The organism is Mesorhizobium sp. M6A.T.Ce.TU.016.01.1.1, assembly GCF_003997065.1.
Lineage (GTDB): Bacteria > Pseudomonadota > Alphaproteobacteria > Rhizobiales > Rhizobiaceae > Mesorhizobium > Mesorhizobium mediterraneum.
The window spans coordinates 38,127-50,785 of the sequence record NZ_RZTJ01000001.1 but is presented as its reverse complement, the minus strand read 5'-3'; the positions used below and the strand labels follow the sequence as shown (position 1 = coordinate 50,785).

The 12,659-nt window shown below is 63.5% G+C and carries 13 protein-coding genes; 8 read left to right on the top strand and 5 right to left on the bottom strand.

Annotation, left to right across the window (positions count from 1 at the left end):
• Nucleotides 1–28: 28 nt before the first annotated feature.
• Both EOC94_RS00265 and EOC94_RS00260 read right to left on the bottom strand, forming a co-directional pair.
• A complete protein-coding gene (locus EOC94_RS00265; protein ID WP_126104400.1) occupies nucleotides 29–1,312 on the bottom strand; it encodes a glycosyltransferase in 1,284 nt (427 codons plus the stop codon).
• Between the two features lie 11 nt (nucleotides 1,313–1,323).
• A complete protein-coding gene (locus EOC94_RS00260; protein ID WP_126104399.1) occupies nucleotides 1,324–2,262 on the bottom strand; it encodes a GntR family transcriptional regulator in 939 nt (312 codons plus the stop codon).
• Nucleotides 2,263–2,502: 240 nt separating this feature from the next.
• Between EOC94_RS00260 and EOC94_RS00255 the strand changes: the two genes are divergently transcribed.
• The 8 genes from EOC94_RS00255 (at nucleotide 2,503) to EOC94_RS00215 (ending at nucleotide 10,186) form a co-directional block, all read left to right on the top strand.
• Nucleotides 2,503–3,567 (top strand): spermidine/putrescine ABC transporter substrate-binding protein, encoded by a 1,065-nt coding sequence (locus EOC94_RS00255; RefSeq protein WP_127288265.1) that lies wholly within the window; start codon nucleotides 2,503–2,505, stop codon nucleotides 3,565–3,567.
• A gap of 105 nt (nucleotides 3,568–3,672) precedes the next feature.
• Entirely contained in the window at nucleotides 3,673–4,515 is an 843-nt protein-coding gene (locus EOC94_RS00250) for an ABC transporter permease (RefSeq protein ID WP_127288581.1), read from the top strand.
• Complete coding sequence (locus EOC94_RS00245) at nucleotides 4,508–5,302, top strand: ABC transporter permease (RefSeq protein ID WP_127205290.1); 795 nt, start codon at nucleotides 4,508–4,510, stop codon at nucleotides 5,300–5,302. The genes EOC94_RS00250 and EOC94_RS00245 overlap by 8 nt, the downstream gene beginning before the upstream one ends.
• Nucleotides 5,299–6,372: an ABC transporter ATP-binding protein gene (locus EOC94_RS00240; protein ID WP_127288264.1), complete on the top strand. Its 1,074-nt coding sequence runs from the start codon at nucleotides 5,299–5,301 to the stop codon at nucleotides 6,370–6,372. Before EOC94_RS00245 ends, EOC94_RS00240 begins: the two co-directional genes overlap by 4 nt.
• Before the next feature lie 17 nt (nucleotides 6,373–6,389).
• The gene (locus tag EOC94_RS00235) at nucleotides 6,390–7,664 is read left to right on the top strand and encodes a glycosyltransferase (RefSeq protein ID WP_127288263.1); all 1,275 of its coding nucleotides are present in this window, start codon (nucleotides 6,390–6,392) and stop codon (nucleotides 7,662–7,664) included.
• A gap of 235 nt (nucleotides 7,665–7,899) precedes the next feature.
• Nucleotides 7,900–8,250 (top strand): cupin domain-containing protein, encoded by a 351-nt coding sequence (locus EOC94_RS00225; RefSeq protein ID WP_127288262.1) that lies wholly within the window; start codon nucleotides 7,900–7,902, stop codon nucleotides 8,248–8,250.
• A gap of 62 nt (nucleotides 8,251–8,312) precedes the next feature.
• Nucleotides 8,313–8,657 carry a cupin domain-containing protein gene (locus EOC94_RS00220; protein ID WP_127288579.1) on the top strand — a complete coding sequence of 115 codons (345 nt, stop codon included), beginning with the start codon at nucleotides 8,313–8,315 and terminating at the stop codon, nucleotides 8,655–8,657.
• Nucleotides 8,658–8,677: 20 nt separating this feature from the next.
• Nucleotides 8,678–10,186, top strand: coding sequence for an aldehyde dehydrogenase family protein (locus tag EOC94_RS00215; protein ID WP_127288261.1), 1,509 nt, complete (start codon nucleotides 8,678–8,680; stop codon nucleotides 10,184–10,186).
• Nucleotides 10,187–10,201: 15 nt separating this feature from the next.
• Here EOC94_RS00215 and EOC94_RS00210 read toward each other — a convergent pair whose 3' ends face one another.
• From EOC94_RS00210 to EOC94_RS00200, 3 genes are read right to left on the bottom strand one after another with little or no spacing between them, the layout of a single operon-like run.
• On the bottom strand, nucleotides 10,202–10,963 hold the full coding sequence (locus EOC94_RS00210; protein ID WP_127288260.1) for a glucose 1-dehydrogenase: 762 nt from the start codon (nucleotides 10,961–10,963) through the stop codon (nucleotides 10,202–10,204).
• A 10-nt stretch (nucleotides 10,964–10,973) separates the two neighbouring features.
• Nucleotides 10,974–11,786 carry an ABC transporter permease gene (locus EOC94_RS00205; RefSeq protein WP_127288259.1) on the bottom strand — a complete coding sequence of 271 codons (813 nt, stop codon included), beginning with the start codon at nucleotides 11,784–11,786 and terminating at the stop codon, nucleotides 10,974–10,976.
• Complete coding sequence (locus EOC94_RS00200; protein ID WP_127288258.1) at nucleotides 11,786–12,649, bottom strand: ABC transporter permease; 864 nt, start codon at nucleotides 12,647–12,649, stop codon at nucleotides 11,786–11,788. The genes EOC94_RS00205 and EOC94_RS00200 overlap by 1 nt, the downstream gene beginning before the upstream one ends.
• Between the last annotated feature and the right edge of the window lie 10 nt (nucleotides 12,650–12,659).

Below are 12,659 nucleotides of genomic sequence, written 5' to 3'. Positions count from 1 at the left end.
ATCCGTTGTTGTGGTCTTGAGCATCAGGTCACGTCCTTACAAGGGCGAGAATGGCTTCGGCGGCGGCGTCCGTTCCCGGCGCCCGTGCCATGGTGGCCGCATTCTCCTTGAGACGAAAGCGCATTTCGCCGTCGGCCATTAGGCCAAGGATGGCATTTTCAAGTTCATCGTCGCTCCAGCCATCGCGGCTGAGGTGGCGGCCGACGCCGGTTTCCTCGGCACGTTGCGCATTGTCGTGCCCGTCCCAGCAATAGGACATGATCAGCGACGGCACGCCGAAACGCAGCGCTTCGCAAAAGCTGTTGTTGCCGCCGTGATGGATGAAGAGGTCGGATTTCGCAACAACCGATGGCTGCGGAAACCAGGCATCGAGATAGACATTGTCCGGAACCGCGCGATAGGTGTCGCGCAGACCGCCGACATTGACGATGAAGCGGGCCGGAAGCCGGTCGAACACGGCGAGCATGCGCTCGATCAGCCCGACATCCATGGCGCCCAGGCTGCCGAAGCTGAGATAGACCAGCGGCCCGTCATTACGCGGGAACACCGGCACATCGAACGGCCCTTCCGAGCGGACGCAGCCTTCGAGATAGACGAAGCGGGCCGGGTCGAGCGGCTCGGCGCGTTCCCGCCGCACGATCGTCGGGGTCAGCAGCAGATTGAGGTCGGGCGAAGCTTCGAGAAAAAGACCCTTCGGCAAGGACGCAAGATCGGCATCCGCCCGAAGCCGGTTGAACCGGTCATGGGCCGGAGCGACCGCTGCCAGATAGCGGGCCTCGAAGGCCGCGCGGCTCGGATCGTCGGCGGCGAGACCGGACAGATAGGGAGGCACATCGGGGTCGGGCAACTCGGTCTCGGCGCAGGAGACGACGCGCACCCATGGGCAGCCGGCGGAAGCCAGCGCCGGAAACATGATGACATTGTCGAGCACGACCGCGTCCGGCTTCAGCCGCGCCAGCAATTGGCGCAGCGGCGCCTCGGCATTGACGGCGGTATCGACAATCGCTTCCCAGGTCGGGGCGACGTAGGTCTCGAGCTGGTCGATCGGGCTCAGCCTGAAATGCGGCAGATGCCGGCGCACGAAAGCCTGCCAATAGCTCTGGCGTTCGCTGTCGGTCAGCGGCTCGTCGGTCGGCAACTGGTATTCCTGAAAACCATAGTCGGCAAACACGCCGGAGAAGCCGGCATGGCAGATGAACACCGGCCGGGCGCCACGAGCGCGCAAGGCCTGCGCGATGCCGACGCAATTGAGCGCCGCGCCAAAGCTCGCTTCGGGAAACAGCGCGATGGTCGGGCTGGCTTTGCGCGTCACTATGGTCCTCGTCAAGCCGGCCGGCTGATCATGCCGAACAATGCGGGGGCCCCGCGACTGGCCGCCTGCGGCCGCTGGCTGCGGGAAAGCCGCAAGTGGACGCGAAGCAGGTCGGCCGCAACCTCATACTGCCGGCTTTCCAATTGGTCGAGTATGGTCAGGTGCTCGCGCAGCGACTGCTTCAGCCGGAAGACGTTGACGCCGGCATAGGTCCCTGGCAGCCGGCGCAGCCTGAGATGGTCGGACAGCGCGTCGGTGACGAACCGGTTGGCGGCGCCATCGGCGATTAGGCCGTGAAAGTCGATGTCCAGGCGCTGGAACTCTTTGGTGTCGAATGCGGCATCGGGCAGCGACAGCAGTGCTTCCATGCCCTGGCGCAACGCCGCCGCGCGGGTCCCGTCCAGCCGGAAGCCAGGCGCCAGAATGGCGGCAGGTTCGAGCAGCAGGCGGAACTCGTAGCTTTCCCCTTGTGCCTCCGGATCATCGGGCGCCCGCCTGAACAGCCAGGACTGACCCGGCGCGCGGTCCAGAAGATTTTCATCTGTCAGTTTCTTTAACGCTTTTAGTACCGTCTTCCGCTCGGCATCATACCGCCGCATCAGCGCGCCGATGGTCACCGTCTGATCAAGCCGGCGCGCCGACCGATCACGCAGGATCATCTCCGCGAGCTCGTCCTCCTCGGTAACAGGCAGATCGGTGGCAAGAGTCGCCTGGCTGGTTAGGTCCACCGCAAGGCGGTAGCCCGATTCAGCCTCCCAGCGCACGACGCCTTTTTCGGTGAGCAGGCGCAATGCGGCCCGCACCGGAGTCCGCGAAACGTTGCAGAGAGACGCGATCTGCTGTTCCGGAAGATGAGCACCGGCTTCGAAGCCGCGTTGCCGGGCCACATCCAGGATGCGCTGAGCGAGATCGAGATGGTTGGTGCGCGGTCGTCTGGCAGCGGCTTGCATGGCGATTTCTCATGAACGGACTTGACCGCTGCGGCTTGACCGATCGCCCTTGCAGACACAATCGGCCAGGTTTCGCAGCGATTTTCCAAATTATGGATTGACGTACTTTTTTCTGCAATAGTACTGTCAGGTCAATCGGCAATAAAAAGACCGGGGAACAGGATCGAAGCGGCGGCATGGTCGCAAGCGCTGGTCCGACGATTGATTGAATTCGACGATCAACCAGAATGGGAGTCTGTCATGACCGCCTCAACCCGCCTGCGCCATCCGTTAAAGATATCTTCGATTGCGCTTGGCCTCGCCCTGGCGCTGTCGGCGCCGGCTTCTGCCGCCGACCTCGTCATTTCCAACTGGGATGGCTACATGGCGCCGGATGCCATGGCCGCCTTCAAGGCCGCGACCGGCGTTTCCGGTGAGGTCGTCGTCCACGCCACCAATGAGGAGATCATGGGCAAGCTCGTCGCTTCGGGCGGCAAGGGCTATGACGTGGTCTTCGTCTCCTCGCCCTTCGCCGAAGTGCTGAACAAGCTCGGCCTGATCGAGACGATCGACCACGCCAAGATCCCCAACCTCGCCAATCTTTATCCCGAGGCGGCGAAGCTGCCGCACGACGCCGGCAACAATTTCTCCGTGCCTTACACCTGGGGCACGACCGGCCTTTGCTACCGCTCAGATCTGGTCAAGACCGAGCCGACCAGCTGGAACGATCTTCTCGCCCCATCCGACGCGCTCAAGGGCAAGACCACCATGCTGGCGACAGACCGCTGGCTGCTTGCCGCCGGCCAGCTCGCCAAGGGCTATTCGGTCAACGAGACCGATCCAGCCAAGCTCGCCGCGGTCAAGGACCTGTTGATCTCGGCCAAGAAGACCTTGCTCGCCTATGACGATACCACCTTCTATTCGAAGCTGGTCTCGGGCGAGGCGCTGATGGTGCAGGCATGGGATGGCTGGTGCAATTATGGCATCGCCGAGAAGCCTGAGATCAAATACGTCATCCCCAAGGAGGGTTCGGACCTGTGGGTCGACACGATGGTGGTGATGAAGGCGTCAGCCAACAAGGACGCCGCGTTCCAATTCATCAACTTCATGCTGGACGCCAAGAACCACGGCTGGGCGGCCCAGAACATCGACTACAAGGTGCCGAACAAGCCGGCCATGGAAAGCCTGCCGGCCGATTTCCTTGCCAAGTTTCCCAATATGGGCATGCCGGTGGCCGAGCTCGTCAAGTTCGAGCAGTTGCGTGACGTCGGCGACGCCCAGCGCGACTATTCAAAGATCGTCAGCGAGATCAAGGCCGCGCAGTAACCGGCATTAAAGTCAGAGATCGCGGTCGACGGCGGGCCTCCGCCGCCGGCCGCTGAGTGCGGTATCGCAATCGTGTCCCAAACCAGATTTCGCTCCTCGTTGCTGATGGCGCCTGCGCTGGCCTGGCTCACTGCCTTGATGGTGGTGCCATGTGCGCTGGTGCTGGCGCTCGCCTTCTTCCGGCGCGGCATCTATGGCGGCATAGAATACACCTTCACGCTGGAGAATTTCGGGCTGGTGTTCGATCCGCTCTATGCCGGCATCTTTCTCAATTCGGCACGCATCGCCGGCACGGCAACGCTGATCGCGGTGGTGATCGGCTATGCCGCGGCCTATGCGATCGCGGCAGCACCGCGCCGGTGGCAGCCGGTGTTCCTGTTCTTCGCTGTCTTGCCGTTCTGGTCCAACTACCTGATCCGCACCTACGCCTGGATCGTGCTGCTCAACCGCGAAGGTCTGATCACGCAGCTCTTGCGCTGGTTCGGCTACACCGGCGAGCCGCCGTCGATGCTTTACACCGAAGGCGCCGTCATCGCCGGCCTGGTCTACAACTACCTGCCCTTCGTCATCCTGGCCTGCTACGCGCCGCTGTCGCGGCTCAACCCGGAGCTCGCTGAAGCCTCGCGCGATCTCGGCGCCTCGGCCATGACAACATTTCGCCGGGTCATCCTGCCGTTGACGGTGCCCGGCATTGCCGCCGGGGCGGTCTTCGTCTTCGTGCTGTCGATCGGCAATTTCGTCACGCCGGCGCTGCTCGGCGGCGGCCGCTTCCAGATGATCGGCAATCTCGTCTACGACCAGTTCCTGACCGCCAATGACTGGCCCTTCGGCGCGGCGCTGGCGATGGCGCTGATCGCTATAATGCTGCTGGTGCTGACCGCGCAGGCTTTGGCCGCAGATCGCGCCGCTGGCCGTATCGCCGAAGCGAAAGGAGGCGCGGATGGCTGAACGCTCCCCTGCCACGCGTCGCACGCTCTGGCTCGTGCTTTCGTTCGTCTTCGCCTTTCTCTACATCCCGATCGCCGTGCTGGTGGCGCTGTCCTTCAACCAAGGCGGGCTGCCGACCGTCTGGTCGGGCTTTTCGCTGAAATGGTATGCCTCGCTCGCCGGAAACGCCGCGATCCTTTCCGCCGCCCTTAACACGCTGATCGTGGCGCTTGTCTCGACGGCAATCGCCACGCTGCTCGGCACGCTGCTGGCCATCGGCGTCGAAATGCGCCGGCAGTATGGAAGAGGCCTCGAGGCGCTGATCTTTGCGCCGATGATCATTCCCGACATCGTGCTGGCGATCGCGCTGCTCAGCTTCTTCTCCATGCTCGATTTCACCCTGGGCCTGCACACCATCATTCTCGCCCATGTCGTGTTCAATCTCGCCTTCGTCTGTTCGGTGGTGCGCGCGCGGCTGAAGAGCTTCGACTGGTCGATCGTCGAGGCTTCCGCCGATCTCGGCGCTTCCGCGCTCACCACCTTCCGGCGGGTGACATTGCCGGTCATCCTGCCTGCGGTCGTCGCTGGTGCGCTGCTCGCTTTCACCCTTTCGGTCGACGAGTTCATCATCGCTTTCTTCACCGCCGGCGCCGGACGTGCCTCGACCACGCTGCCGATGCAGATCTACTCGATGATCCGCTTCGGCATCACCCCGGAGATCAATGCATTGGCGACCATCGTCATGGCGGTCAGTATCACAGCGCTGACCCTGTCGCAGCGGCTCAACCGCGGGGTGATCGGCCAATGAGCGAGCCCCGCACGCTGCTGGCGATCGACAAGGTGTCAAAAAATTTCGGCCGGGTGACCGCCGTCGACGGCATTTCGCTCGATATCCGCGAGAACGAGTTCTTCGCCCTGCTCGGACCTTCGGGCTGCGGCAAGACCACGTTGCTGCGCATGCTGGCCGGCTTTGAGACGCCCAATGACGGGCGCATCCTGCTCGACGGCCGCGACATCGCCAGGACCCCGCCCAACAAGCGGCCGGTCAATCTGATGTTTCAGTCCTATGCGCTGTTTCCGCATATGAGCGTCAGGGCCAATGTTTCCTACGGCCTCGAAATGGAACGCTTGCCGGCAAAGGAAATCCGCTCCCGTGTCGACGCCATCCTGGCGACGACCGAGCTCGTTGCCTTCGCCGACCGCAAGCCGGAGCAATTGTCGGGCGGCCAGAAGCAGCGGGTTGCGCTTGCCCGCGCGCTGGTCAAGCGTCCCCGGCTGCTGCTGCTCGACGAGCCGCTCGGCGCGCTCGACAAGAAATTGCGCGGCGCCATGCAGTTGGAGCTGAAGCGCCTGCAGCACGAGGTCGGCATCACCTTCGTCATCGTCACCCATGACCAGGAAGAATCGCTTGTCATGGCCGACCGCATGGCCGTGCTCAGGGACGGCAAGCTGCTGCAATGCGATACACCGCACGCGGTATACGAGTATCCGGCCGATCGTTTCGTTGCCGACTTCATCGGCGTGATGAATTTTGTGCCGGGCAAGGCTGCCGGCGACGGCGTGCTGGCGGCCAACGGCGCGCGGATATCAGGCCGGGTTCCCGCAACACTTATCCCCGGCGCTGCGGCGGTCGCATCAGTGCGGCCCGAACGCATCCGGCTGTTCCCGTCGCCAGAAACGGCCAACCGTGTTGCCGGCACCGTCGAGGCGTTGGCCTATCAGGGGCTCGACCTGCAGCTGCATGTCCGCACCGCTCTGTCGCCAAAGCCGTTCCTGGTGCGCGTCACCGCCGACGCCGCTGACCGGCGCCCGGTCTCGTCAGGCGATGCAGTCGAGCTCGGCTGGGATGCCGCCGACGTCAGAATTTTCGCAGATTGATCGAAGGAGAAGCTTTCATGGCGCAGAAGACGATCGCGTTTTTTCCGGAAGCGGCCTATGGCCCGGCGCTCAATTCCGTCGGCATCGCCCAGGCAGTCGAGGCGCGCGGCCACAGAGCGGTGTTCCTGTCGGATCCCGGCTTTGTCGACGTCTACAAGGGCTACGGCTTCGAGGCTCATCCGGTGAACCTGTCCGAACCGATGCCGCCCGAACAGATGGCCAAGTTCTGGGAAGACTTCATCAACGGCCACATCCCGAACTTCCGCAAATCGCCCTACGACCAGGTCGACAATTACGTGAAGGATTGCTGGACGGCGATCGTCGACAGCGCCAAATGGGCTGAGAAGGACCTGCCCGGTGTGCTTGCGACGATCAAGCCCGACGTCATCTGCGTCGACAACGTCATCCTGTTCCCGGCGATCAAGCAGTATGGCAAGCCATGGGTGCGCGTCATCTCCTGCTCGGAGAACGAGATCGAGGACGAGGATATCCCGCCGCATCTGTCCGGCTGCGGCGAAAACGACCACGCCTGCCATCAGCGCTATCGCGACCATTTCAACACGGTCATCAAGCCGATCCATGACGACTTCAACGCGTTCTTGATTGCCAACAACGAAGCGCCTTATCCGATCGGCCAGTTTTTCGAGGCCTCGCCCTACCTCAATTTGCTGCTCTATCCCGAGGCGGCAAAGTTCAAGCGCCGCCATCCGCTCGACCCGGCAAAATTCCAGTATCTGGAAGGCTGCGTGCGGCAGGAGAAGCCCTACACCGTGCCGACTTTTGAGAAGAATAATGACGGGCCGCTGCTCTATGTTTCCTTCGGCAGCCTTGGCGCCGGCGATGTCGATCTGCTGAAGCGCATTATCGAAACCTTGGGCAAGACGCGCTACCGCGCGCTGGTCAATGTCGGCGGCTACAAGGACCAGTACGCGCAAGTGCCCGAAAACGTCATCGTCGAGAGCTGGTTTCCACAGCCCTCGGTCATCCCGCAGGTCGATGCGGTGATCCACCATGGCGGCAACAACTCATTCACCGAGTGCCTCTATTTCGGCAAGCCGGCGATCATCATGCCCTATGTCTGGGACGGCCACGACAACGCGACGCGGGTCGAGGAAACCGGCCACGGCTTCGGCATGCCGCGCTACGACTGGAGCGACGCCGCGCTGATCGCGAAGATCGAAACCTGCCTGACGGACCCCAAGATGAAGGCCAAGCTGGCGAAAACCTCGGCGCAGATGCAGTCGCAGAACGGCCCGGAGAAAGCGGCGGGGCTGTTGGAGCAACTTCTATGAGCGCGATGTTTGACGTGCGGAGCCAAGGCACCCCCCTCTGGCCTGCCGGCCATCTCCCCCTCAAGGGGGGAGATTGGATGTCACCTCGGCTTTCGCCAATCACCAACATCGCAGGAGTGAACAGGGCGCCGAAGCTGCTAATCTCCCCCCTTGAGGGGGAGATGTCCGGCAGGACAGAGGGGGGCGCCGTAGAGCGAAGCCATCTCGAAAATGAGCGTCGAACCGGAGCACCCGCATGACCTCCTCCGCGCCGCATCTCCACCAGGCCTCGACCCGCACCGACCTTGTCGACTGGGGCGCCCAGCCCGACGCGCTGGAAGGCGCGTCCCACTCCACCGGCAGGCTCGCCCACAAGGGACCGAACAACCAGCCGGAATCCGGCATTTGGGTCTGCACGCCCGGCCGCTGGCGGCTGGCGATTCCGCGCGACGAATTGTGCCATTTCGTTGCCGGCCGCGCGACCTACAGGTCGGACGACGGCGAGGTCATCGAGGTCTCCGCCGCCACGGTGGTCATGTTCCCGGCCGGTTGGGCCGGTGAATGCACCGTCCACGAGACCATCCGCAACGTCTACATGCTGGCCTAAGCGGGAATCGGTTTCCGGAAAAGATCATGCTCAAACAACCTGCCGCACTGGAGTTTCACGACATGCCGACACCGATCATGAAATCGCCGCTCGCTATCACCGACCTCGTCGACTGGGGCGTCATTCCCACCATGATCGAGGGCGAATCCCGCACCTCGGGCAAGCTGCTGCACAAGGGACCGGAGGGCCGCTCCGAATGCGGGCTTTGGGTCTGCACCCCGGGCAAATGGCACTGCCACGTCACCCGCGACGAGTTCTGCCACTTCCTCGAGGGACGCTGCACCTATGTGCATGAATCCGGCGAGGTGATCGAGATCGAGCCGGACACGGCGGCATTCTTTCCGCAGGACTGGAAAGGCATCTGCACCGTCCATGAGACGATCAAGAAGGTCTACATGATCCGCTGAGCGGGTCTGAAAGGAAGACCATGGAATTCTTCGCTGACCGGCCGGCTTTCTTCGTCAATCCGGACTACCGGCCGATGGCCGGCACAAGAAAGCCGGTGATCGACCCGGCGACGCTGGAAACCGTCGGCGCGATCGCGGCTGCAACCAACGGCGAGATTGACGCCGTGCTGACCGCGGCGACCAAGGCGCAGGTGGCCTGGAAAAAGCTCGACGCCAAGAGCCGTGCCAAGCAGCTGCACGCAGTCGCCAATGCGATCGAGGCGTCCGACTTCACGCACTGCGCCGAGCTGATGGTGCGCGAGATGGGCAAGCCCTATCCGGAAGCAATCGGCGAGATCGCCAATTGCGCACCGATCTTCCGCTATTACGCAGAGATGGCGCGTGACGATGCCGGCAAGATCGCCGGCACGACGCAGGCCGGTTCGTTCCAGTACGCGCGCTACGAGCCTTACGGCACGTCGGTACATATCATGCCTTACAATTTTCCGATCCTGCTGATGTGCTGGACCGTCGCCGCTTCGCTCGCCGCCGGCAACGCCTGCGTGATCAAGCCGGCCGAAGCGACGACATTGTCGACGCTGGATTACATGGCCGCGTTCCGCTCCTTGCCGGAGGGCCTGGTGTCCTGCCTGCCCGGCGGGGCGGCCACCGCGCAGGCGCTGATCGCTTCGGACCGTACCCACGCGGTCGCCTTCACCGGCTCGGTTGCCGCCGGCAAGGCCGTCGCCGTCGCCTGCGCCGAGCGCATGAAGCCTTGCGTCATCGAGGCCGGCGGCAGCGATCCGCTGATCATCAGCCAACACGCCCCGCTGGACGTCGCAGCCGCCGGCAGCGTCACTGCCGCATTCCATCTTACGGGCCAGGTCTGCACCTCGGCCGAACGCTTTTTCGTCGTCGATGCCGTTCACGATCGCTTTGTCGAGCTGTTTGCCGAGAAGACACGTGCGCTGCGCATCGGCAACGGCCTCGACAAGACCGAGATCGGACCGCTGGTCAGCGAGGCGGCGCGGGCAAAAGTCATGCGGCTGGTCGACGATGCGATCGGTAACGGCGCCAAGGCGGTCACCGGCGGGCGCATTCCGCCGGCGCACAATGTCGGCTGGTTCTACGAGCCGACGATCCTGACCGGCGTCACCCCTGATATGGCGATCGTGCGCGAAGAGTGTTTCGGGCCGGTCGCCGCGATCTGTCGGGTCAAGGATTTCGACGAGGCGATAGCGCTTGCCAACGACAGCCCGTTCGGGCTCGGCGCCTCGGTCTTCACCACCGATCTTGCCGAAGCGCATGAGGCTGCGGAGCGGCTCGAAGCCGGCATGGTCTGGGTCAACAATCCGCTGATCGACAATGACGCGCTGCCTTTCGGCGGCTGGAAGGCATCGGGCCTTGGCCGCGAACTCGGCCGCCAGGGGCTCGATGCCTTCCGCCGCTCGAAGATGGTGATCATCGACCACAAGCCGGCGATCCAGGACTGGTGGTATCCTTATCCCGACAGTTGGTTCCGCGAAGCCTGCGGCCGCAAGCACGTATGAGGTACGAAGGCTGCGTCAGCCGATGCTCTCGCCGCCGTCGATCACCAAAGCCTGGCCGGTCATGAAGGACGAGCGATCGGAGACGAGGAACAGGATCGCTTCGGCTATCTCTTCCGCCGCGGCCCAGCGCTGCATGGGGATCTTGGTGCGGACATAATTTTCGATCGCGTCGCGCCCGCCCATCTGGGCGATGAACGGCTCGTTGAACGGCGTGTCGACCCAGCCCGGACAGAGCGCGTTGATGCGGACATTGTGCTTGGCATAGTCGAGCGACATCTGCCGGGTCATCGCCACCACTGCATGTTTTGAGGTTGCGTAGGCAATCATCTCGCGGTCGTAGAACACACCCGAATTCGAGGCGGTATTCAGGATGACACCGCCGCCCTGTTCGATCATCGACGGCATGACGAGCCGGGCCGCGAGAAACTGCGCCCGCACATTGATCCGCCACGAGGCATCCATGCCGTCGACGCCGACTTCGGTCAGCGTGCCGCCGACCTGGACGCCGGCGTGGTTGTGCAGGATATCGATCCGACCATGTTTGCTCAGTGTGCCCGTGATGAGTCCCTCGACCGCCGCGTCGTCGCCGACATCGGTGGCGACCGCCTCGGCCCGTCCACCGGCGGCACGGATGTCGAAAGCCGTGGCTTCGCCGGCAGCCTGATCCCTGTCGGCGATCACCACCACCGCGCCTTCCCTGGCCATGATCATGGCACCGGCGCGCCCGATGCCCGACCCGGCGCCGGTCACCACGGCGATGCGATCTTTCAGAATCATGATGCGACTTTCAGTTTGATGGTTTGCGTTGGCGCAATTGCCATTGGGCAAGCACCACAAGCAGAACGGAGGCGACGAGGACGATCGTCGCGATGGCGTTGATTTCCGGCGTCACGCCGCGCCGGATCGAGGCAAAGACATAGATCGGCAATGTCGTCTGCGCGCCGGCGACGAAGAAGGCGACGATGAAATCGTCGAAGGAGAAGGTGAAGGCGAGCAGGAAGCCGGCGATCACCGCTGGCATGATCTGCGGCAACACGATGCTGCGGAACGTCGTCAGCGGAGTGGCGTAAAGATCGCTCGAGGCCTCGACCAGATTTCGGTCGAGGCTGCCGAGGCGTGTGCCGACGATCATCGCCACCAGCGCCATCGAAAACAGGCCGTGCGCGGCGATGATCGAGCCGTAGCCGAGCGCCAGGCGTGGCGGCTGGTCATTCGGCCACAGCGACGCGAGAAACGGATTGAGGACCCCAAATAGCTGGACGAGCGCGACCAGCGTCGAGATGCCGATGACGACGCCCGGAACGACGATCGCCGCACCGAGAAGCGCATCGAAGATGGCCCGTGTCCGCGCGCCGACACGCGCCAGCCCAAGCGCCGCCGCCGTGCCGCACAGTGCTGCGAGCAAGGCGCTGGTGGTGGCGATGAACAGGCTGTTCTTCAGCGCTTCGACCAGGAACGGGTTCGACAGCGCCTTGCCGTACCATTGCACCGACAGGCCGGTGAGCTCGCTGGCGTGGCGGCCGGCATTGAAGGAGAACAGCACCACAAGCGCGATCGGCAGGTAGAGAAATGCGAAGACCGCTATGACGAAGGCGCGCATCAGATCAGGTCCACCCGGCGCGCTCCGGAAAGCCGGGTCGAAATTCGGTTGGCGGCAAGCAGCACCACCACCGAAACCAGAACCAGTGTTATCGCGATTGCCGACCCGAACGGCCAGTTGCGCGACTGCAGGAACAGGTCGACCAGCGCGTTGCCGATGAAGAAGACCTTGCCGCCACCGAGCAGCGTCGGGATCAGATATTCGCCGAGCAGCAGGATCATGACCAGCGAGAAGCCGGTCATCACACCCGGCAGCGACAGCCGCAGCGTCACGCCTAGGAATGTCGAGATCGGCGTGGCGCCGAGATCCGCGGAGGCTTCCAGCAGCCGGCGATCGAGCCGCTCGAGGCTGACATAGATCGGCAGGATCATCAGCGGCAGATAGCCATAGACGATTCCGAGCAGGACCGCGCCCGGCGTGTTGATCAGCCGCACATCTTCAAACCCGACATAGGCCAGCAATGCCGGGATGCCGCGCCCGCCCAGAACATACATCCAGGCGTAGGTTCGCATCAGCAGGCTGGTCCAGAACGGGATGACGACAAGCGCAAGCAGGATCAGCCGCCACCGCTCCGGCGCACGCAAGGCGAGGTAATAGGCAACCGGATAGGCGACGAGCAGACAGGCCAAGGCGCCTGCCGGCGCCAGCACCATCGTGTTCCAGAAGGCAGTCGCCCGCGCCGGAAGATTGGCATATTGCGCAAAGGTGAAAGCGGCCTGATAGCCGCCTTCCGGCGCCCGCTCGCCGACGCTGAAGACGGCGATCGCGACGAACGGCAGGACCAGAAACACCACCAGCCACGCGGTTGCTGGACCAAGCAGCAGCGCGGTCAGCAGATTATGACGAAGGACATTGCTGCGCATTGAAAACCGC